Raw genomic sequence first — 21,560 nt, forward strand, 5'->3', positions numbered from 1 at the left:
GTGGGTGTGCCGCAGCTGTCCCGAGGCCGCGTCGGGACAGCGTTTTATCTCCGGCTAAGTGTTTTTATGTCCGGCTGATACAGAAGTCACCGGGCGACGGCGCAGCACCCAGATACACATAGTGGAGGCGCGCGGCATCGGTCCTGGGCACGGACCTGGTGTCAAACGCTGCAACCGGTGGCTGCGCCGACATGGAAGCTTTGGCTGCGGAGAGGACACAGCTCGAGCCCCTGTGTGACATATCGGGGCAATCGGCCGCAATGAAGCAGGAAGACCGGCCGCCGGCTTCATTCCCACCAGAAACCGAAACGGGGGAGTGAGCGCTATCGGCGATGGATGCGATGCTTGGGCCCCCCAACACGGGGGTATCGGCCGCCGTGGCATGAGCGCCGGCCAATGTGTGCAGAGCCAGCATAGCGGCAGCAAGGGACAGAAGAACGGTCACCAAGCCCGCCCGCCGGAGAGACGACAGGACAGGGCCGAATCGGGCCACAGTCATGGAGTCCTCCTTTCGCTAAAAGCACTGGCACGTATAAGAGTAGCGGCAGGCGCCGAAAGTACCGTGCACTTCGGGCACCTGCCGGTACTAGGTGGCTCAACGGGCTGCTCCGCGATGTCGGAGGCTGGGAAGGCCGGCTCCCGGGAACCCTTTTCACGCTGGGGTCTGCTCACTTTTGCCGCTGGCGGGGTCCCGGTGCACTTCCGGCAGCCCGCCCTGCCCCGGTTCAGTTGCGGCCAGACCAAAGCCCTGCCTCTGAGAGCGGCAAGACCTGAAACGCGCGTGCCCCCGGCATCCTCTAGAGTGTAGAGATGCGCCTGCTGCACACAATTACCTCCCAGGCCGGGCGCTTCGGCAGGTTCGGCATCTGGGCGGCGGCCGCGGGTGTTGTCCTTACGGCGTGCTCCCAGATAGTGGACGTAAACTCTGCGAAGGACGCGGCAAACCCGGCCTGCGCGCCGATGATGGTGGCTCTGCCCAATACTGTCGGGGACGCGACATCGCGCAAGACCAACAGTCAAGCCACAGCCGCATGGGGAGATCCCTCCCGGGTGATCCTCCGCTGCGGCGTCAACGTTCCCGGCCCTACCACGGACAGGTGCGTGAGCGTCAACGGGATCGATTGGCTGATTAAGGAAGGGGATACGGTGTGGACACTGACGACCTTTGGCCGTGATCCTGCCACCGAAATTCTCATGAATCCAGACCAGATCCCCTCGGCAACGGTCTTGGCGGATCTTTCCGCTCCGGTAGGAAAGATCCCGGCAACAAGAAAGTGCCTCGGGCAGGAAGACAGCAGGTGAACCAAGGAAGGTCTCCACGGGTGAACTTATGCCGCACCGGGTCCACGGATGATGACCGGAAACCGCCGCGCTGGCCGGGAAACCCCTTCAGGGAGCGACCTGTATCTTGAGCTGCCGCAAGCAAACGGCATCGCCGAAAGCCTCAGCTTTTCCATCCCTTTTCAGCTACATGCCTAACGGCGCGGCTCCTGCGTCGTTGATCTGTCAGGACAACACCCATGAACAAGAAGCACATGACCATCCCATCGGTCGCCGTTGCCGCCGCTATCGCCCTGACCGGTTGCTCAGCTGACTCAGGCAGCAGCATGCCCGGGATGAACCACGGCGGTGGCGCTCCCGTGCCGTCAACAACTTCCCCGGCGGCTGCCAGCTCCCCTCCCGCAACGCGCCCGGCCGATGTCGAGGGGGACCGGTTCAGACCGCCAAATAATGACAATGCCCCACTGACGGTGGGCATCGCCGGGGCGCTGCTCAGTGTGGCCGGAGGAATCTTTTACTTGGTGCAGCGTCGGTCCCGGAACTCGGGCCACCAAGACCATACCGGATGAGGGCGACAAGTGCCCCGCCTTGCACAGATCGTATTGCGTCCCCAACAACATACGGCCCGGTTGACGGCCAGAAGCGCCATACGCTTCATCCACCACCACCTCGAAGGGATCCGCCGCTGGCTCGAAGCTGCGCGGCATACGTTGTCACCCGCGCCCAGATCGGAATGATCCCGGACTGCAACCGGATGGTGGGAACCACCCTGAATGTCTGCCGGCATCCACTGTCGAAGACATGAGCCCGATGAAGTTCGGAAACGCCATCTTGATTTCCACTGGGTAACATCATCATGCAGCTGGCCACCTCGGGATCTACGTCGGTGACAGCCGGGTCCTCAGCGGGCCTGACCGGGAATAACGAACGGCGGTCCTGCCGCCACTTTAATGACCGTCAAGGTCGCCAGGTTCGTCCGCGCCGACGAGCCGCCGTCGGTCGCCCGCTTGAGGCCGGCGGTGGAGAGTGTCCCGCCCCGGGAACCCCCGCGGTGTCCTTCATAGGCCCATCCGGTCCAGCAGGGCGTCCTCTTCGTCATCGGAAGTGTTGCGATTGCGGGCTTTGTCCTCCCGGCGGAGCTGCAAAGCCGGGCCGCGGGAGTCGCTCTGCCTCTGGTCCTCGTGTTCCTCCTTGGCAATCCGGGCCTGTTGGCGGGCCGCGTGCGCGAAGCCGACGAAGGCAAGTATTCCAAAAGTAAGCCATTGCATCGCGTACGAAAGGTTCGATCCTTCCTGAACAACGGGCATGGAGAGCTGCTGCGGCGATACATCGGGCGCGGGCGACTCGGAAGCCATCACCCCGTAACTGCCGGTCAACACCGGGTACTCCAACTGCTGGGCATAGACAGGCAGGGCGATACTCGGCAATTGACCCTCAGGCGCCGTCCTGCCCTCAAGCGCCTGCTCGGACGGTTTGATCCGGACCACAACCTCAACATTTCCCTCCGGTGGAGGTGGGACAACATCCGGGTACCCGGACCTCAGATTCCCAATGGGGAGCCACCCCCTGTCCACTATCACCGTTTCGCCTGTCCCGAGTCGGAAGGGAACAAGAACCTCATAACCGGGCGCGGAATTGTTTGGCCGGTTCCTGACAACCCGCTGATCCTGGGGCAGATAACGACCACTAAGGGCCACCGTTGTCCATTTCATTTCCGGATCAGACACCGAAAAGTACTGCCTCACCTGCTCGAACGGCACGGGAGGTTTTTCATAGTTCTGCTGGACCCGCCGGATTTCGGCAACGGCCTGGTTCCGCCGATCCATCTGCCATTTGCTCAACCCTGCGCAGGCCGCCGCGACAACAACGGCAAGGACCAGGAAGCCCAGCCAGCGCCTTGTCAGCAGGAACCGGTAATTCAAGGCCAGCTCCTCTGGAAACGTGGTGGCCCTAGCGGTCCCTGGGGTGTGGGCCGTTTGAGAAACGGCATTGGCCGTGCCGGGAGTGGCTGGTTTGGGGTGAGGCGCAGGAATGCCGAGAACACCCATCCAGCGTAACCGTGCTGAAGGAAATCCTTTCCCGGTCACGGCTCAGACAGGACTGCGCTCCGAATCGAGGTGATTAGTGGGCCGCCGCCGCTGGAGGGGTTAAGGCTTCGGATAGCACGGGGGCATGGCGTTGATTCCGTAGTGCCTTCGTATCCTCCGGCGTGGCATCGAGCATCGGTGTGAACGCCTCCAGCCGCCAAGACAGCCCCTGCCTCGGCTTGCAATCCTGCGAAACGGCTGGTTCCAGGGCCTGCGTTAACGTCCTGCAGTGCACCAGTGTCAGTCCGTCAGTGCCCGAGGCGGCAAGTCCTCGCATGGGATCCGCGTGAACAACAGCCAGACCGGCCTTCCCTGTCACAGCCAACGGTTCGGGTCCTGTCTGGCCTTGGAAGCACCCTTATTGGGCGTCGTTAACCAGCGGCGGTAGAGTTCTTCGTGACGCCGGTGTTATGCGTCATGGAGAATTATGGATTGCACGCGCCCGCTCTAGCCGTTGGTCTTTTGGGACGTTGCAGCAGTGGCAAGCAAGGAAAACATGACTAATCGGGATGAAAGCCTCCAGCAGCGAGCTCATGGTTCTCCCGTTCCCGGCCCTCAGGGGGGCATGCCACTGTGGTCCAGGCGGTCGGTCCTGGTCTCTGCGGCATGCATCCTCGTCGGTATCCTGGCGGGCCGGTTTCTGTTCGCGGGACTGATTTTGGCAGCAGCGGGAGTGGCTGTACTCGCGGTCGCTCTGTCGTATGGAACTGGCCGCCGCCGGCTCTCGCCGGTGACGTGGGTTGTTTGCGTGGCCGGTGCTGTGTGGACTGCAGCGACTGCCGGGTACTGGCTGTCATTGAGTACAGCTGCGGACGCTGGACGGGAGGTTCCTGCTATTGCGTCGCCGCTGTTTTACACTGGCACGGCCAGTCTCGTCATCATGGCCGGAGGAGTAGTGACTGCCGCTGTTCTACGGACAGTGAGGGGACGGAAGCTTTCGTGATCCGGGCGTTGGCATCCTTGTTGTGGAGGAGTTGCGTCGACGAGCCGGCGGTTGACGTATCGGACGAATGCCAAGGACGTCGCCCGAAGCGGGCCGCGAAAGATTTCCCATGCGGGGTTAGCTCCTGATGGCGGGGGGACAAGCGGGCCCTCGTGCCGGGCACGGCTCATCGTCTGGTGTGACGGGCTCCCGTTGGAAGGCCAACCGGTTACTTCTGGCGATCCTGGTTCCGCTGGCGCTGCTGACATTAGTGGCCATGATCTGGATGTGGCCATCAGGCAGCAGGGAAGGCATCACCCTCAACAACCCTTATTCCAGTGCCCCCGGGGCCATGTTCGAGAGCGGCAGAATTCAGCGGGTGGTGCAGGAAGGTTGCGTTCAGGAAGTCGACCAGGGCAGTCAGGTTCAGGCAGGCACGGAGTGCGTTTTTGCGTTCACCGAACCGGACAAGGGCGGCACACCTGTGAAAGTGATCATTAATCCTGATGTGGCAAAGTCCCATGGAGTCAAAGCGGGGGACAACATCGCCTATGTGGACCTGTCGGCTTCCCCTGGTGTGGCTTCCAGCCCGGCGGCTCCACGCTACATTTTTGTGGATTTTGTCCGCACGGTTCCTATCCTGCTGCTGGCCATGCTCTATGCCGTCGTGGTGGTTATCGTGGCGCGCTGGCGCGGGCTGCGTGCACTCATGGGGCTCGTCGGGGCGTTCGCGGTTCTGGCAACGTTCATGCTGCCGGGCCTGGCAGAGGGCAAACCCCCTGTGCTGCTTGCCCTTGTGGGATCGACGGTGATCATGATGGGCATGCTGTACTTCGCCCACGGGTTTTCCGCGCGCACGTCCACGGCTCTGCTTGGCACTATGTCCGGCCTCGGAATCACAGCGCTGCTGGCCGCATGGTCTACGGATGCGGCGAACCTATGGGGGAAAACAGGTTATGAAACTTCCACCCTGTCCGGCATCTCCAGCAGCATCTCGATCTCCGCGGTCATCCTGTGCGGGCTGATCATCTCCGGGCTCGGGGTGCTGAACGACGTCACGATCGCGCAGTCATCGGCCGTGTGGGAACTTCACGAGCTTGCCCCGGAAACGACGGCGCGCGACCTCTTCTCATCAGCCATGCGCATCGGCCGCGACCATATCGCCTCGACGGTGTACACCATTGCTTTCGCCTACGCTGGAGCCGCCTTGCCCATCCTGATTATTGTGATGCTTAGCGGCCGTCCTCTGGGGGAGACGCTGACCAGTGCCGAGATGTCAGAGGAGGTGGTTCGCACCCTGGTTGGCTCTGTGGGTCTGGTGCTGGCGATCCCGGTCACCACCCTCATCGCAGTACTGGTGGTCAAGGTAAACGACGCGCAAGCTCTGCCCAGCCCGGCCGCATCTCGGACATGAGCGGTCACCAGGGACCAGTCAACCGCTGCCCGGGCAGCGTCGTGTGAGCGGCGGGGCGGCGTGACAGCCCGCCCCGCCGCTGCGGGTATGACTTAGCCGAGTGAGGCGAGGAGTTCGTTGCAGGCTGTCTCGCAGCGTCGGCAGGCGTCGGCGCAGATCCGGCAGTGTTCGTGCATGCTGGCGTGGTGTTCGCATTCGTCGGCGCAGGCTTTGCATGTGGTAGCGCAGGCCTGGAGCACGGCGCGGGTGATGTTGGCGTCGTAGCCGGTGTGGCGGGAGAGGATGTTTCCTGTTGTGGCGCAGAGGTCGGCGCAGTCCAGGTCGGTGCGGATGCACTTGGCCAGTTCTGCGATCATGTCCTCACTGAGGCAGGCATCTGCGCATGCAGTGCAGGCTTGGGCGCAGTCGTAACAGGCTGCAATGCATTCGGCGAGTTTGTGTGGGTCGATGCCGCCCAGGTCCTTGGGGTAGGCATCCAGGAGCTTGTGGGTTGTGCCGTGTGTCATTTCTTTCTCCTTTGATTGGTTATGCTGACTGTCATGTTGCCGCAGCGCCTGTGTTTGCCGGCCTGCAGTGTTTTGGCGGTGGCTTCTCCTTTCTCTAGGCCGTGAAGGCTCGCCGTGGGGTCAGCGAGGCTGGACTTATAGGGACATAGCCTGTGCATGAACATCCAAGGCGCGGTTCCTGGCTTGTCCACTTGTTTCGGCTTGGCGTGTCCTTCCGGCATGGCGGTACAGGTCCTGGGCCCAGTCAAATTCCGCTGCGGCGGCTGTGTAAAGACCTTCGTCGAAGAGGCGCCTGCCTATTTGATGGCGCACGAGTGCTTCCCTGGTTCTGGTACGGGCCAGCCGGAGGGCTTCTTCGTGCAGCCTCGCGGCCTCCCTCCACTGGTACGTCCTTTGGTAGGCATGGGCCAGGACAAGTAAAGCGTGGAAAGGATCCGCCTCGGTTTGAACGAGCGCGCGGCCTTCCCTGATCGCTTCATGCCCATTACCCAGCAGGGTGAGGACCCAGACCCGCTCCACTGCTGTGCAGTCCGCGAGCCGCGCCTCCATCGCGGCCCGGTCCACAACGACGTCCAGCAGGGACCCCTCATCCGTGCGCCACATGTTCTTCCTCAGCTTCCATCACCGTCTGGACATCCGGGCTCTCCTAAAGCGGCTTCCTGCAAGGGGCGGCCGAGCCCAGGTTGTGGGACCGTGTCATGAGATGCTCCTTCCCGTGCCGGCCTTCCTCAGCACTGACTGTTTCCCCGTCTGCTCTCATTCAGCCTGTGCGCTGAGGATCAGGGCTTTGAGGGTGCCCTGGTCAGCCAGGCCGAGGATCCTGCTGGCAACCCGTCCCTGCTTGTCCAGGACAAGGGTGGAAGGTACTGCCTGGGGTGGGACGTACTCTGCCATGGCCAGTAAAATCCCGCCATCCTTATCCTGCATGCTCGGATACGTGATCCCGAACGTCCGCTCGAAAGCGGTCGCTGCCTGTTCCTCGTCCCGGATGTTGACGCCGTAGAACCGGACTCCGTCGGGTTGAAACTGCTCCCAGAGGGCCTCGAGGCGGGGGGCCTCGAGGCGGCAGGGGGCGCAGGCGGCGTACCAGAAGTTGAGTACGACAACTCTGCCTGCCCACTCCGCTGAGCTGATCACCGTCGCGTCGTAGAGTTTGCCGGTTAATTTGACCGGTGGGGTCCGCTGGGCGGGCGCATATTCGGTGACGGACCCGTCCCCGGCGATGTAGTTCTTGTTATCGCCCACCTTCGCTTGTTCGGCCAGGGCGTCATTGGAGCCGCATCCTGCCAGGGCTGTGATGCCCGCCGCGCCCAGGAGGGCGGTGGCGATCAGCCTTCGCCGTGTCAGGACAGCAGCGGCCGTCCTCTGGTCAGGCCGAATGAGGAGAGGGGGTTTGACTATGTGCACGATCGTCCCTTGCTGTTTTGAGTGGGGCCCGGTTCGCAGTCACTTTGGGAGGGGAACAGCCCTCCGGGCTGCCCTTGTGTTGGGGCCGGAAAGTTTGGGAGTGTTCCTTCGCGAGGCCGCCTGGATAACGTGGCTGGTGGCTCACCATGGCAGGCGGTGGAGTTCCCGCGCGTTCGGGAACTGTGTAAAGGCAGCATGGCCGCGGGCATCAGGGCGGGCCCTGGGGGCGGTGGGGGCCGTTCAGGTGTTCGCGGTTCAGAGCCTCAAGCTGGTCATCGGTGAGGATGTCGTACGAACGTGCCTCATTCCGGTCGCTGCGGGCGAAGCGGACGAACATCAGAATGATCAGTGGCACGTCGACCGCTTCTGCCAGGAACCACAGCAGGTCACCTGCGAGTTGTTGGTCGCGCAGCGGTCCCGGGAGCCAGCCCGCATGCCCGGTGAGGCCCTGCGTGGCACCGTCCAGGATCTGGGGGCTGATCCGCATCATGATCCCGGGCACGGCATCGGCGACCAGTTCAATAAAGACGTAGATGAATTCGACGATGATCATCGCGCTGACGGTTTTGGAGGAGGCATCTTCGATGATGGGCACGACCATCAGCATCCCGGTGAGCGGCACGAGAACGGTGAGGGCCATGTCCCAGAACGGGTCGGTCCGCAAGGGGAAGAACAGGGGGGTCAGGAAGAGGGTGAAAATGCCAAGGCCCAGCAGCGCGGCGACCACAGTGTTTGCCAGTGCCCGCATCACCGGATGCGCCAGGAACCGGTCCAGCCTGGCCGCGCCGTCGGGCCCCAGGGTTGCCCGGGCCAGGGTGAGGGGTTTGCCGGCCGTGACCAGCAGCGGAACGATGAACAGGTATGAGGTGATTTTCAGGGTGAAGACCCAGCGCAGATCGTGGCTGTACACGCCGGTGAATCCGAAGCTCAGCACCGCAAAGCTGCCCAGGCCCAGGGCGTAGAAGGTTGCGGTGCGCCGCAACGGCCAGCGGACCAATCGTTGCCGGGCGGCCCGGAGGCCGCGGGCGTAAAGCAGTGCGGCCGTGGTCAGCATGGCCAGAGCTGGCCAGTTTATCGTCCAGGAGGTCAGGACTACATCCAGGGGCGGCATGCCGGTGCTATTTCGTCTCGGCGCGTCCGGCCATGACAGCACCGGCAAGCAGCAGTAAGGCGCCGGTGGGGTAGCCGATGAAGATGTCCTCCATGGTGCTCGGTCCCTGCCCTGTGGGTGCGAGGTGTGCTATCCAGTGGGCGATGGCCACGAGGGCGCCGAGGGCCATGAGGACCTGCCCGGTGCGGACCAGCCGCCGGTGCCGCCGATAGCGTGACTGGTAATCGTTCTGCTGTTTTGGTTTGCGGTAGTTTTTCATGATGGTCCTTTGTGGGGCGGCTCAGCCGTTGGTTCCGCCGGTGCAGGCGGCGCCGGGTTCGGGTGCGTTCCTGGATTGCGCGTAGGCGCGGAGGAATACGGGGATACGGGTGTCGTCGGCTGCCGTGAGTTCGAGCTGTGTTCCCCATGCCGTTGCCTTTACCGAGGCTGTTTGGTTCGGGTTGGGGCTGAGGAGTACGTACGGTTTGTCCCGGACGAGGCCTGTGAGTGTTGCGATGTCGCCGGCGGCAAGGTCGGGCTTGTAGGTCAGCCACACGGCACCGTGTTCAAGTGAATGGACGGCGTTTTGTTCGTTGATGGGGGTGGTGTAGATGCCGCAGTTCGTCCAGATACCTGCGTGGTCTCCTCCCACGCCGGGTTCCTGCGGATAATCCACAGCTGTTTGGACGTGGTTGCGGGACAGGTCGGTGAACGTCTGGATGCCTTCGATGGGTTTGCGGGCTTCTTCGGCGGCCCGGTTGCGTTCCTGGACGGAACCCGTCACCGTCATGGCGACAACGGTGATGATGGCGGTCAGCAGGAGGCCAAAGCCGCCGTAGACCAGAAGGTTCCATCTGCGTTGCTTTGCCGTCTGCTGTGCCCGGATCGAAGCGACGATAGCCTGGTGTTCACTGCGTCGCTTGGCCGCGTTGCTCATAGCGGTGTTCCTTTGCCTTGAATGTCGGAAGTGGGCTGGGCGGCGCTGCCCTGGTCGTGCTCGACTGCCGAGCGCGGCTGTCGCCTGCGGACCTGAAAGAGCACCAGCCCGGCGAGGAACACCAAGGCCGCCACCCAGGTGTTGACCCGCAGCCCCAGGATGGTGTTGGCAGGATCGGAACGGAGCAGTTCGAAAACGAACCTGCCGGCGGTGTAGAGCATGATGTAGAGCGCGAATACCGACCCAGCGCCGAGTGAATACTTCCTGTCCAGGAACATCAGCAACGACGCCGCGGCCAGGCACCACAGCGATTCGTAGAGGAAGGTCGGCTGGAAGTAACCGATGATGTCGGGGCTGCCGTCGGGTCCGGTCAGCGCCTGCCCTGCGGCCTGGTTCATGGCATGAATCTGCAGTTTCCACGGCAGGTCGGTGGCCTGGCCGTAGAGTTCATTGTTGAACCAGTTGCCCCAGCGTCCCAGCGCCTGGGCGATCAGCAGCCCCGGGGCAGCAGCGTCGACGAACGCCGTGAAGGGAACCCCGGCACGGCGGGCACCGATCGCCGCGCCGACCAGTCCAAGAGCGACCGCTCCCCAAATGCCCAGGCCACCCTCCCAGATCCTGAGCGCACCCCAAGGGTCTCTTCCTGGAGCGAAGTAGAGCTGGTTGTCGGTGATGACGTGGTACAGCCTTCCTCCGATAATGCCGAACGGCACCGCCCAGGCCACGACGTCCAGGGTCTGGGCCGTGGTGCCGCCCCGGGCCCGCAGGCGCCGTGCGGTCAGCCAAACCCCGAAGACAATGCCTGCCAGGATGGCCAGGGCGTAGAAGCGTATCGTCAAAGGCCCAAGTTGGAAGGCGCTGACCGTGGGGGAGGGGAAAAACAGTTCCGTCATGGCACGGGTGTTCATGGCCCAGGCGCCCTTACTTGATGTAGGAGAAGACGGCCATCATGCCGCGTTCTGCGTGATAGGCGTTATGGCAATGGGTGAGCCACTGTCCCGGGTTGTCGGCGTCGAAGATCACCGTGACGGTCTGTCGGGGCCGGACGATGATGGTGTCTTTGCGGGCGCCTCCGCCGGCGACCTGGAAGGTGTGGCCGTGCAGGTGCATGGGGTGCCACATGTCAGTGTCGTTGATGAATTTCACTTCAACCCGTTCGCCTGCCTTGATATCGAAGGTGTTGCCGTACGGGTTGTTCATGTCGAAGCGTTTTCCGTTGATGCCCCAGTCGTAGTTCATCATGCTTCCGGTGAGGTGGACGTCGTGGGTCCGGTCGGGGGTTTTTTCTGTCAGCGTGACTTTCGGATCGGCTTTCAGTTGTCCTCCGTCGACGACGGTGCCGTCCAGTTTGTTCGGGAGTACAGCCGGCAGTGGTTTCTTGCCGGTGCCGGTGCTGATGAACCCGAGCGCCTGACTGGTCTTGCCCTCGGCCAGCGCCATGACCGGGGTGTAGCCTTCCCGGACGGTGAGGAGCGCGTCGATGCGTTCACCCATGGCGAGGACCACGGCGTCCACGTCCTGGTGTTGGACCGGGAACCCGTCGGTGTGGGTGAGGGTGAGCTTTTGGCCTGGGATGCCGACGCGGTAGGCGGTGTCACCGGCGGCGTTGATGATCCTTAACCGGATGACTTCTCCTGCTGTCGCCTTCAGGGTCTCGGCCTCATCCGGTGCTTTGGAGTTGAACAGGTGGTACGGGTAGCTGACGTCACCGGCGTCGCCGCCGAGGAAGTCGCTGCGGGACCCCATCAGCATGTGTTTCATGCCGGATGATCCTTGCGAGGGGGAGGAAGTCGATCCCATGGATCCGTGGTCCATTCCGGGCATGGACCCGGACATGGACATCCCGCCGGAGAGTTCCTGCACAACTTCATCAGGTGTGCCGGTGATGCCGTCCAGCCAGTCATCGAGCAGGATGACCCAGTCCCGGTCATAGACAAGCTCCTCGGCCGGGTCTTCGATGACCAGGGCACCGTACAGGGCGCGTTCGCGCTGCATCTCCACGTGGGAGTGGTACCAGTAGGTGCCGGGGTGGGCGAGCCGGAAATCGTAGGTGAACGTGCCCCCTGCGGCCACAGGGTCCTGGGTCAGGCCCGCGACCCCGTCCATGTCATTGCGCAAGGCAAGTCCATGCCAGTGGATGCTGGTGGGATCCTTGAGCCCGTTGGCCAGGTGGACCTGTAACTGGTCCCCGGCCTTCGCGCGGATGGCGGGTCCGGCCAGTGCGCCGTTGTACCCCCAGGTGGTGATCGTCTTGGCTGCCACCGCGGCAGTGAGGGCAGCCGCTTGCAGGGGTTGGGTGACGGTGTTCCCGGAAGAGGGGCGCGCGGCTTCATGGTCGGCGACGGCGGGGTCGGTGGCCGTCATGCGTTGCGCCGCCGCGGTGGCGGGTTTGGTGCTCGCAGTGCACGCGGCCAGGGCTGCGGCCGCGGCGGTGGCGACCGATAGGCCCAGGAAGCGGCGACGGTCCAGATGGTGATTCATAGCGACTCCTTGCTAAAGCGGTGCTTGAAGCCCCGCCTGTGTCAGATGGGGGTGAGGAAGGTCCCGGAGAGGTTTTGCAGCTGGTAGATCCAGCGGACCCAGACTCCGGTGACCATGAGGATGCCCAGAATGATGAGCAGGGCGGCGCCGGCGATGTTGACGGCCCGGATGTGTTTACGGACGAAGGTCAGCGCGTTGCTGACCCAGCCCAATCCCAGTGCGGTAAGGGCAAAGGGAATGCCCAGTCCCAGGCAGTAGGCAAAAGCCAGCAGCGCGCCGCGCCCGGCGCTGCCGGTGGTGACACTGAGCGACAGGACAGCACTCAGGGTCGGTCCCATGCAGGGGGTCCAGCCAAGCCCGAAGACGACGCCGAGCAGCGGCGCTCCGGCCAGGCCGGTCCGCCTTTCGAGGTTGATTTTGCGGGTTTGCTGCAGCCAGGGCACCAGCCCCAGCAGCGCCAGCCCCATCAGAATCACGACCAGGCCCATGCCGCGCATCAGTGTGTCCTGCCAGCGCAGCAGCCAGGAGCCGATCGCACCGAACGCGGCACCGTACAGGGTGAAGACGGCTGCGAATCCGAGGACGAAGAGTCCAACTCCTGTCAGGACCCGGCGCCGGTTTTTCGGCTGGGTGGGGTCGGTCAGGCCTGAGACGAAGCCGAGGTAGCCGGGGACCAAGGGCAGAATGCAGGGTGACAGGAACGATACGAGCCCTGCTGTCATTGCCAGGGGGATGGCGATCAGCAGCGCACCGGAGGTAACGGTGGAGGCAAAAAACCCGCCGATATCCATCAGCGTCAGGCGGCGTCTGCAGGGCGGAAGGTAGCCCCGCCGTCGGTGGATACGACGAGCCCGCTCATCGTGGCGGCCCAAATCCACGGAGTACCCCCGGATCCCTCGGATGCAGCGACGGCCTGGACACTGCCGTCAATCTTTCCGGTGTTCCTCCAGGTAAGGCCCCCGTCAACGGAGAGATAGACGCTGCCGTCCGGGGCGACCCCGGCCGCTTCCGCGGCGCTGGCGAAAGCGGCGAACTGAATCACCGGCGCCCCCTGAATCATGGTCCACGAGGTCCCGGCATCGGAGGACCGTCGGAGGCCCTCAGGAGTCGTTGCCAGCACGGTATCGCTGTAGGGGCTGCCGGCCAGGACGGCAGGGGCGAACCCGGCAGATGAGGTCTTCCACGTCGCGCCATCGGTGCTGGTGCGCATGGTCCCGTCAAAGCCGACAATTCCGGACTTGGTCGTGGTCAGCGCATGGAAGTCCGACTCCCCTTGCCGGGAGACCTGGTCCCAGGTCTTTCCCCCGTCACTGCTCTTGAGGAGTCCCAGAGGGTTGGGCAGTGTTGAGTCTTTGCCTGGATGGCCGGAGGCGTAAAACACGCCCTCGTCCATAGCGGTCGTGAAACCCATCAGGTCGTTGCTGGGTCCGATTTTGACACCCGTGTTTTTTGAGATGTCGAAGAGCCCTTCATGGGTGGCCAGCAGAATCTGCCCGGTTTCGGAGTTCACGCTCAGGCCGTGGACATGGGAGCTGGGCAGCCCTGATGCGGCCGGGGACGCGGCGTCGGGCCCGCTGGCTGTGCCAGGGGAGCAGGCGGACAGGGTCAACAGCAGGGCACCTGCAGCGGCGAGAGCCGCGGCAGGCCGGCGGTGGCGAAAAAAGTGCAGAGGCACGGGAAACTCCAGAGGATGGACCGGCCAACCGGGCGGACCAGGGTAACCGGAAAGGGTGACAGGGGAGGTGCCGGCCCCCTCAGGGGGAAGAGAGCCGGCACCCGTTGAGGCGCTGGCTACAGGGTGGCCAGCAGGTCCTTCATTTCCTGGATCTCGGCTTCCTGGGCGTTGACGATGTCCTTGCTGAGCTGGACCGCGTCAGTGTTCTTGCCGTCGGTGGTTTCCGTCCTGGCCATCGTGACAGCGCCTTCGTGGTGGGCGATCATCTGGGTCAGGAACAGTTTGGCCGCCTCAACGCCCTGCGCGGCCTCGAGCTTGGCCATGTCGTCTCCGCCCATCATTCCGGGCATGGCGTGGTTCGATCCCATGTCAGTCGCTGCGGCGGTGGGCTGGCCCCAGCTCTGAAGCCAGCCGGTCATCTTTTCGATTTCCGGTCCCTGGGCGGCTTTGATTTTGGTGGCCAGGTCGGTCACTGCGGCCGGGATGCCTTCCTTCTTCAGCATGACGTCGCTCATTTCCACGGCCTGGGCGTGGTGGGGAATCATCATCTGCGCGAACATCGTGTCCGCGTCGTTGAAGGTGGCCGAAGCTGACGGGGCTGCAGTGGATGTCATCATTCCGGAACTGCCGTGGTCCATGCCTGGCATGCTGCTTCCGTTGGTGCTTCCCGTTCCGGAGCCGGCCGAGCATCCGGCGAGGGCGATGGCTGCGGCGATGGCGGCAGCGGAAATGGTCAGGGCTTTCTTCATGAAAATCAGGGTCCTCAAAGTATCAGCGGCGGCGGATCCGCCTGGAAGGGGGCATGCAACGGCAAACCCCAAGGGTTTGGTGTATTTGCTGCTGGCTAACTGGCTGGACGATGGCGCCGGTTGAAGGCACGGCGCGGTGGAGTGGTTTACGTCCGGCTGATACAGAGGTCACCGGGGGAGGGGCTGCCCGGTGAGTAGGCATAGGTGCTGCCGAGCGCAGCGGCGGCACCAAAATCGGGCAGATCGTAGGGCGCTGTTCCCGGCAGTGGAGCTGCGAGAGTCGTATGTCCCGGGGCAAGGACACAGGCGGCGTCACCGGCAGACATCTCGGTGCACGACCCCGCCGGGTCACAGGACGACAAGGAGAAGGAACCCGCGGCCGCCGGATCATTTGAGGCCACACCTCTTGACGTCCCCATGGCGTGGACGTGGCTGGCCGTCATGGTCTGCAGCTGCGTCGACCCCCCTGGGCCTGCCATTGACATGGAGGAACCCGGGGGCATGTCGTGGGCGCCGCTCATGACGTGCATGCCAAAGATGCCGGCAATGATGGCCAGGGCCGCGGTCAGGAACCCTCCCCGCAGGAGGAGGGCCGTGAGAAGGCGACGATGCGCTGGAGTCACGACTCTTCCTCCTTTCCGTAGAGTTCTCACTACAAGGGTAAACCTGCAGAATGTGCCTGCCGGCCCGCTCCTTCTAGTTCAAACGCGCGGGCCTGCATGTCCGTCTACCGGCGTCGGCGTCGGGATGGTGGCTTTCCGGCACAAGCCGCCCGGGGGCACCTGCGGGTGCTGTCATTGTGGAACGGCCCTCCTCCCCGGAAAGCACAATGCCCCGCGCGAGGAGAGGCTCCGGGGACGTGCAGACATTAGATTCCGACGAAGGTATACCCGGCGGCAGTCACAGCCTCCCGCGTCGCTGCCGCGTCAACCGTACCTTGCACCCACAGACGGGAACGGCCGCCAGGGACGAGATCAACGGAGGCAGACTCCACCCCATCAACGGCAGAGACGGCCTTCTCGACCGTCTGAACGCAGTGCCCGCAGGTCAAGCCGTCCACAGCGAATTCAACGGTAGTGGCACCGGCGGCTGCGGTGGGGGCAGGGGCGGCTTCAGTCGAGCAGCAGCTGCACCCGGACGCGGAGGAAGCAAGCGGCAGCTGGGTACGGTTTTCGGTTCCACACATGTCAGTTTCCATTCCTTGACGAAGGACTAATGGGCGCTGGGATTGAACGGCTGTGAAAGCCGGGCGCAGGGGCCGGCCGGGACATACCACTTCACTGACAACAACAGAAACTATACCGGGTGGGGGTATCGGGAAGAAAGGAGATGTCCTGTGATAAGCATCTCATGTTATTCAAATGTGACAAATGAGGCCTGCGTGAAGTACGGTCGAAGCCGTGCCGGTTTCTCCGAATGCGGCACTCCCGAGCGGACTTGCCTAACTCTGCCGCTGCCCGGGATCCGTTCGCAACTTTCGTCCGGCAGAGACGGGGAAACCAACAGTGGCCTGCTGCGGGCAGGTCTTGGGGTGAAGCCGTGCCTGGTGCTTTTGGCGCCGGTCCGGCCGGGTGTCTCCCATCCGAATCCGACAGCTAACCTCGCAGGCAGTGGGAGAGGCCCTTTCATGCCCATGCGCAAAGCTCACGGCCGCCACCGCGCGGTCCCTGTCCAGACCAGCGCCCTTGCGGTGTTGTCCAAATCGGTCGCCGGAAACGCCGGTGCCGCCGGCCGGCAGGCGGCCGTTATCGCCGCGGCGTCCGGCCTTGTCCTGACCAGTGGCATTGCCGCCCAGGCAGCCGATGCCCCGGCCCAGCGTGAGGCGGAGCCGGCTCAGGCACTGGAAGTCGCCAGCCAGGTCCAGGCCCCGCTCAGTGCGGACGCAACGGTCCGGATTTCCTTCGAGCGCCCCGCGGTGGAGACCACCCCGGCGCCGGTGGTGGAAGCACCCAAGCCAGCCGCCGTCGAGGCGCCCAAGGCGTCCGCCGCACCCGTGGTGGCTGCAGCGGCTGCGCCCGTGAAGGCGCGGGTGACGGTTGCCCCTGCTGCTGCCGCTCCTGTAGCCGCGCCCGTGGCCGGCGGTATCAACGCCATCATGGTTTCCTCCGCCTACGCCCAGATCGGCATGATCCAGGACTGCACCCGACTGGTCGAAAACGCCCTCAACGCTGCCGGTATCCGTGTCGGGGACCTGGGTCCCATGCAGTTCATGAACTACGGCACCGTGGTCACCGACCCGCAGCCCGGCGACATGGTCATGCAGCCCGGCCACGTAGGAATCTACGTCGGCAACGGCCAGGTCCTCAGCTCGGGCCTGAACGGGAAGAACGAAACCGCAGTGCACCCGCTGACCTGGATGACCTCCAAGGGCAGCGTCACGTTCGTCCGCGCCGGTAAGTAAGCCACTGAAGGGCCGGTGATGCACTGCCTTGGGGGCTGTGCATCACCGGCCCTTCAGCACTTCTGCCCCGGTTGGACGCAGATTCATCCCGTAACGGCGGTCCAAAGCGGCGCGACCGCACATGGTTGGTAGCCACCAGGACCGAGCTGGCGGCCATCGCAGCGCCGGCGATCATCGGGTTGCGCAGGCCCAGCGCGGCGACCGGGATGCCGACGGCGTTAGAGAAGAACGCCCAAAACAGGTTGGTCTCTATGCGCGCCAGCGTACGGCGGGGCAGCCAATCGGTTGCGCGATCCGGCCGGGTCAGTGCCCGTAACCACCGGATCGCCCGATCACGATGTCCGCCCGCCACCGTGCGGGCAATGCGCGCTGCTTGGGTCAGGCAGCCGCGAGTGGAGTGAATAACGGATTTGTAACTTATGCGAACGGTTCGCTACTCTAGGGAGGCATACCCCTGGCGGGTATGTGTTGCCCGCTACGCCAAACCCCGCCGGCGGCCTATAACTATGAATTTCTCAAGGCGGGGGCGGAGGATCCACTTACGGCGCGCGCGGAGCGCGCCTTGGGGCGAAGCTACTTGGCGGCTGCGCTGCCGCGCGTCCTCCAGCAGCCGGACAGTCCACTCGTCCGAATCCGACAGCTAACTTCGCCGGCGCCGAGAGGACCACTATCTTGTCTGCCCAGCCCAAACACGGCCGTCGCCGTGCCCTTCCTGCTCCCAGGCCACGCCGCCCCCTTATGCGTGACGCTGCCATTCTGCTGCGGAGCCAACAGTGGGGCGTTACAGCTGCCGTCACGGGAATGATCGCCCTGACGGCCCTTTCGGCTGCGCAGGCCGACCCGGGTGGCCGCGCCGGAGCCCCGGACCGGACCGCCGCGTCCACAGTTCCTGCCGTTGAGGCTGCCGTTACCGCAGTGCCGACCGCCATCCTGACCTTTGACAGCCCCGCAGTGACCTCCCAGCCGGCTCCTGAACCGGCGTCGCCCGTGGAGGCTGCCGGAACGGTTTCAGGATCGACCCCAGTGGCACCGGATGCGGTGGCCCCCACTGAGCAGTCCAGCGGCCTGAGGGCACCACTGGCCGCCATGAATGTGAGCTCCCCCTACGGATTCCGTGTCAGCCCCATCACCGGAGCTGCCGGCGAACTGCACACTGGCGTCGACCTGACAGGAGCATGCTCGACTCCGGTGTTCGCTGCGGGCTCAGGGAAAGTCGTCGAGGCGGGCTGGAGCCCATATGGCGGTGGCAACCGGATCGTTGTGGATCATGGCAACGGGATGAAGACCACATACAACCACTTGGCCAGCATCGGTGTTTCTATCGGGCAACCAGTAACGCAGGGCCAAGAGATTGCGGGCGTTGGTACGACCGGGGCGTCAACTGGTTGCCATCTTCATTTCGAAGTCGTAGTCAACGGTGCCACCGTCAATCCCTCGGCCTACATTTAACGAGACACGAGGATTCCGGCTATGATCCGTCAGCTGTTCCTGGTTGCGGAAACTCAGACCGCCCGCTGACCTGGATGGCCTCCAAGGGCGCCGTCACGTTCGTCCGCGCGGGTAAATAAACTACTGAAGGCCGGTGATGTGCTGCCTTGGGGGCTGTGCATCACCGGCCTTCAGCATGTCTGCCGCAGGTGGGCGGCGTTTCACCTCATTGCGTCCGTCCGAAGCGGCGCAACCGCAGCGAGTTGGTCACCACCAGGACCGAGCTGGCGGCCATCGCGGCGCCGGCGATCATCGGGTTCAGCAGGCCCAGCGCGGCGACCGGGATGCCCACGGCGTTGTAGAAGAACGCCCAGAACAGGTTCGTCTTGATCGTGGCCAACGTCTTTCGGGACAGCCCGATGGCTTCCGCGACCTGCCCCAGATCGCTTCCCATGACCGTCAGGTCTGCGGCGGCGATGGCCACGTCGGTCCCGCTGCCCATGGCGATGCCCAGGTCAGCCTGGGCCAGGGCCGCGGCGTCATTAACGCCATCCCCTGCCATCGCCACGGTCGCGCCGGATTTCTGCAGCCGGCGCACGGCCTCGACCTTGCCTTCGGGCAGGACCCCTGCCAGCACATCCGCGGCCGGGATGCCCACCTTCGCGGCAACGGCCAGCGCCGCGGAGGCGTTGTCGCCGGTCAGCAGGATCGGACGCAGTCCGAGTTCCTTCAACCTGCCGATCGCGGCAGCCGAGCCCGGTTTGATGGTGTCGGTGAGGCTGATCAGGCCCGCGGCCTGCCCGTTCACGCCGACCCAGATCACGGTCGCTCCGGAGTCCTCCAGCGCGTGCAGATGCTCCAGGCTTTCGGCGGGGGTGTCGATGCCGTTGTCCTTGAGCCATCCGGCGCGTCCGACGACGATTGAGCGTCCGTTGACGGTGCCGCGCACGCCCCCGCCCGGGGCGCTGACGAAGTCGGCCACCGCCGCCAGGGGAGCGTGTTCGCGTGCGGCCCGTGCGATGGCATGGGCCACGGGGTGTTCGCTGGCGGCTTCGGCTGCCCCGGCCAGGGCGAGCAGCTCGTCCCCGTCGGCCGCGGTCAGGCTCTGCACAGCCGCGACGGAAAGTTTGCCGCTGGTGACGGTCCCGGTCTTGTCCAGCACGATGGTGTCCACGGTTCGGGTGTCTTCCAGGACCTGCGGGCCTTTGATCAGGATGCCCAGCTGGGCCCCGCGGCCGGTCCCGGTGAGCAGTGCCGTGGGGGTTGCCAGACCCAGCGCACAGGGGCATGCGATCACCAGCACGGCGACGGCGGCGGTGAATGCCGGCTGCGGGTCCCCGGCGGCAATCAGCCATGCTCCAAAGGTGAGCGCGGAGATGGCCAGGACGACCGGGACAAAGACCGCGCTGATCCGGTCGGCCAATCGCGCGACCGCCGCCTTACCGCTTTGGGCCTGGCTGACCAGTCGCCCCATCTGGGCAAGGGTGGTTTCACTGCCGACCCGCGTGGCCTTGACCAGCAGCCGGCCGTTGGTGTTGATGGTCGCCCCGATCACGGAATCGTCCACGCCGACCTCGACCGGCACCGGTTCGCCGGTGATCAGTGAGGTGTCCACCGCCGACTGGCCCTCCACCACAAACCCGTCCGTGGCGATCTTTTCCCCGGGACGGACGATAAAGACGTCCCCCGGAACGAGCAGATCAACCGGCACCCGTGACTCGGCCCCGTCCCGGACCACGCTGGCTTCCTTGGCGCCGAGGTTCAGCAGCGCGCGCAGGGCGTTGCCGGCGCGCTGTTTGGCGTTGGCTTCCAGATAGCGGCCCAGCAGCAGGAACGTGGTCACCACGGCGGCCACTTCGAAGTACAGGGCGTGGTCGCTCATGTTCATGCCCGGATGTGCGGTCATGAACGGATCGGCCAGAAGCTGCCACGCCGAAAACAGGAACGCTGCACTGACCCCGATGGATACCAGGGTGTCCATCGTGGAGGCCAGGTGCCGGGCGTTAATGGCTGCCGCCCGGTGGAACGGCCACGCGGCCCAGCTGACCACCGGCGCGCTCAGAACGAGCGCAGCCCAACCCCAGTGCGGGAACTGGGCCGCCGGGACCATCGAGATCACCAGCACCGGCAGGGTCAGGGCGGCCGCTGCGAGGAGACGCGGCCGCAGGACGCTGCCCGCGGCTGCAGCCTGCCCTGCCGCTGCCAGGTCATCGCCGCCCGGCTGTGCCGACTGCAGTGCATATTGGATGTGTTGCCTGTCAGGGGCGGGCCGGTCAGCCTTGAGCGAGGCGGTGTAGCCGGTGGCCGTCACCGTGTCGATGATCTGCTGGTCCGACACAGTGTCAGGGACGATGACCCGCGCCGATTCCAGCGGCAGGTTCACCGTGGCGTCAACCCCGTCAAGCTTGCCCAGTTTCCGCTCTACCCGGGCAACGCAGGAGGCACAGGTCATGCCCTGGATATCGAGTTCAAGAATCCTGGTGCCGGGAGCGAGGGTTTCGATGCCCACGCCTAACCCCCGGCCACCACGGCGTAGCCAGCTTCAGCTATCGCCGCGTCGATCCGGGCCGGGTCCAGTTCCTGCGCGGACGTTATGGTGGCCACGGAGAGGCCGTCCTTGTTCAGGGCAACGTCCACCGCGGCGACGCCCTCGAGCTCCTGCAGTTCTTCGGTCACCGATGCAACGCAGTGGCCGCAGTGCATCCCTGAAATATTGATTGTTGTCCTCACGCTCATCGCAGTTTCTCCCTGAATTCTTCTAGCGCAATAGGCGCCCGATGGCTGCCGTTGCTTCCTTGACCTTCGCCTCGCCGGCCTCATCCGAGGTCGCGGCCGCGTTCACCACGCAATGTCCAATGTGTTCCTCGAGCAGGCCCATGCTCACGGCGTGAAGGGCTTTGTTCACCGCCGCGACCTGGGTCAGGATGTCTATGCAGTAGGCATCCTCACCGACCATGCGCGCGATACCGCGCACCTGCCCTTCAATGAGTTTCAAACGCCGCAGGTAAGCCTCTTTGCCGTCGCTGTACCCGTGGTCCGCAACTGCGGAGGACGGAAAGCTGTCAATTCCCTGAGTCATGGCGGCCCCTTCCACTACATCATTTTATATACCCCCCGGGGGTAACAGGTCAAGTACCCCACGGGGGTATGTGAGCAGCAGGCCGGCCCCGCGCCTTCTGGGG

The 21,560-nt window shown here is 64.4% G+C and carries 21 protein-coding genes and 2 riboswitches; of the genes, 4 read left to right on the plus strand and 17 right to left on the minus strand.

What is annotated here, in order from left to right:
• The first annotated feature begins 810 nt into the window (after positions 1-810).
• On the plus strand, positions 811-1,302 hold the full coding sequence (locus LFT49_RS21415) for a DUF3515 domain-containing protein (protein WP_237430603.1): 492 nt from the start codon (positions 811-813) through the stop codon (positions 1,300-1,302).
• Positions 1,303-2,339: 1,037 nt separating this feature from the next.
• Here LFT49_RS21415 and LFT49_RS21420 read toward each other — a convergent pair.
• Complete coding sequence (locus tag LFT49_RS21420) at positions 2,340-3,203, minus strand: SURF1 family cytochrome oxidase biogenesis protein (RefSeq protein WP_237430604.1); 864 nt, start codon at positions 3,201-3,203, stop codon at positions 2,340-2,342.
• Positions 3,204-4,438: 1,235 nt separating this feature from the next.
• Between LFT49_RS21420 and LFT49_RS21425 the strand changes: the two genes are divergently transcribed.
• Positions 4,439-5,704 (plus strand): YibE/F family protein, encoded by a 1,266-nt coding sequence (locus LFT49_RS21425; RefSeq protein WP_434738957.1) that lies wholly within the window; start codon positions 4,439-4,441, stop codon positions 5,702-5,704.
• Positions 5,705-5,796: 92 nt separating this feature from the next.
• Here the strand turns inward: LFT49_RS21425 and LFT49_RS21430 are convergent, their stop codons facing one another.
• The 13 genes from LFT49_RS21430 to LFT49_RS21490 all read right to left on the minus strand — a co-directional run bounded on the left by LFT49_RS21430 (position 5,797) and on the right by LFT49_RS21490 (position 15,747).
• Positions 5,797-6,210, minus strand: a complete 414-nt coding sequence (locus LFT49_RS21430) for a four-helix bundle copper-binding protein (RefSeq protein ID WP_237430606.1) — start codon at positions 6,208-6,210, stop codon at positions 5,797-5,799.
• 135 nt (positions 6,211-6,345) lie between these two features.
• Positions 6,346-6,813, minus strand: coding sequence for a hypothetical protein (locus LFT49_RS21435; protein ID WP_237430607.1), 468 nt, complete (start codon positions 6,811-6,813; stop codon positions 6,346-6,348).
• Positions 6,814-6,966: 153 nt separating this feature from the next.
• Complete coding sequence (locus tag LFT49_RS21440) at positions 6,967-7,611, minus strand: TlpA family protein disulfide reductase (protein WP_434738958.1); 645 nt, start codon at positions 7,609-7,611, stop codon at positions 6,967-6,969.
• Between the two features lie 214 nt (positions 7,612-7,825).
• Entirely contained in the window at positions 7,826-8,671 is an 846-nt protein-coding gene (locus LFT49_RS21445; protein ID WP_237430608.1) for a cytochrome c oxidase assembly protein, read from the minus strand.
• A gap of 64 nt (positions 8,672-8,735) precedes the next feature.
• Positions 8,736-8,987 (minus strand): hypothetical protein, encoded by a 252-nt coding sequence (locus tag LFT49_RS21450; RefSeq protein ID WP_141160708.1) that lies wholly within the window; start codon positions 8,985-8,987, stop codon positions 8,736-8,738.
• A gap of 21 nt (positions 8,988-9,008) precedes the next feature.
• Complete coding sequence (locus LFT49_RS21455) at positions 9,009-9,644, minus strand: DUF3105 domain-containing protein (protein ID WP_237430609.1); 636 nt, start codon at positions 9,642-9,644, stop codon at positions 9,009-9,011.
• Positions 9,641-10,552 carry a prolipoprotein diacylglyceryl transferase gene (lgt, locus tag LFT49_RS21460; RefSeq protein WP_237430610.1) on the minus strand — a complete coding sequence of 304 codons (912 nt, stop codon included), beginning with the start codon at positions 10,550-10,552 and terminating at the stop codon, positions 9,641-9,643. The genes LFT49_RS21455 and lgt overlap by 4 nt, the downstream gene beginning before the upstream one ends.
• A gap of 13 nt (positions 10,553-10,565) precedes the next feature.
• Positions 10,566-12,125, minus strand: a complete 1,560-nt coding sequence (locus LFT49_RS21465; protein WP_237430611.1) for a multicopper oxidase family protein — start codon at positions 12,123-12,125, stop codon at positions 10,566-10,568.
• Between the two features lie 41 nt (positions 12,126-12,166).
• Positions 12,167-12,916: a cytochrome c biogenesis CcdA family protein gene (locus LFT49_RS21470; RefSeq protein ID WP_237430612.1), complete on the minus strand. Its 750-nt coding sequence runs from the start codon at positions 12,914-12,916 to the stop codon at positions 12,167-12,169.
• 5 nt (positions 12,917-12,921) lie between these two features.
• A complete protein-coding gene (locus tag LFT49_RS21475; RefSeq protein WP_237430613.1) occupies positions 12,922-13,800 on the minus strand; it encodes a F510_1955 family glycosylhydrolase in 879 nt (292 codons plus the stop codon).
• A 116-nt stretch (positions 13,801-13,916) separates the two neighbouring features.
• Complete coding sequence (locus tag LFT49_RS21480) at positions 13,917-14,549, minus strand: DUF305 domain-containing protein (protein ID WP_237430614.1); 633 nt, start codon at positions 14,547-14,549, stop codon at positions 13,917-13,919.
• Between the two features lie 146 nt (positions 14,550-14,695).
• Positions 14,696-15,172 (minus strand): hypothetical protein, encoded by a 477-nt coding sequence (locus LFT49_RS21485; RefSeq protein WP_237430615.1) that lies wholly within the window; start codon positions 15,170-15,172, stop codon positions 14,696-14,698.
• A gap of 245 nt (positions 15,173-15,417) precedes the next feature.
• Positions 15,418-15,747, minus strand: coding sequence for a heavy-metal-associated domain-containing protein (locus LFT49_RS21490; RefSeq protein ID WP_336886865.1), 330 nt, complete (start codon positions 15,745-15,747; stop codon positions 15,418-15,420).
• Between the two features lie 240 nt (positions 15,748-15,987).
• Positions 15,988-16,169, plus strand: a riboswitch (cyclic di-AMP (ydaO/yuaA leader).
• Positions 16,170-16,176: 7 nt separating this feature from the next.
• On the opposite strand from LFT49_RS21490, the gene LFT49_RS21495 reads away from it, so the two are divergent.
• Entirely contained in the window at positions 16,177-16,950 is a 774-nt protein-coding gene (locus LFT49_RS21495; protein WP_237430617.1) for an NlpC/P60 family protein, read from the plus strand.
• Between the two features lie 502 nt (positions 16,951-17,452).
• A riboswitch (cyclic di-AMP (ydaO/yuaA leader) is annotated at positions 17,453-17,617 on the plus strand.
• A 134-nt stretch (positions 17,618-17,751) separates the two neighbouring features.
• Complete coding sequence (locus LFT49_RS22655; protein ID WP_272912569.1) at positions 17,752-18,399, plus strand: M23 family metallopeptidase; 648 nt, start codon at positions 17,752-17,754, stop codon at positions 18,397-18,399.
• A gap of 205 nt (positions 18,400-18,604) precedes the next feature.
• Here the strand turns inward: LFT49_RS22655 and LFT49_RS21505 are convergent, their stop codons facing one another.
• The 3 genes from LFT49_RS21505 to LFT49_RS21515 are packed head-to-tail and all read right to left on the minus strand — an operon-like array spanning position 18,605 to position 21,457.
• Positions 18,605-20,830, minus strand: a complete 2,226-nt coding sequence (locus LFT49_RS21505; protein ID WP_237430668.1) for a heavy metal translocating P-type ATPase — start codon at positions 20,828-20,830, stop codon at positions 18,605-18,607.
• Positions 20,831-20,889: 59 nt separating this feature from the next.
• Entirely contained in the window at positions 20,890-21,198 is a 309-nt protein-coding gene (locus tag LFT49_RS21510; protein ID WP_336886866.1) for a heavy-metal-associated domain-containing protein, read from the minus strand.
• Positions 21,137-21,457, minus strand: coding sequence for a metal-sensitive transcriptional regulator (locus tag LFT49_RS21515; RefSeq protein WP_237430619.1), 321 nt, complete (start codon positions 21,455-21,457; stop codon positions 21,137-21,139). Before LFT49_RS21515 ends, LFT49_RS21510 begins: the two co-directional genes overlap by 62 nt.
• Positions 21,458-21,560: the final 103 nt, after the last annotated feature.

The organism is Arthrobacter sp. FW306-06-A, from assembly GCF_021870055.1.
In the GTDB taxonomy this organism is placed as follows: Bacteria; Actinomycetota; Actinomycetes; order Actinomycetales; family Micrococcaceae; genus Arthrobacter.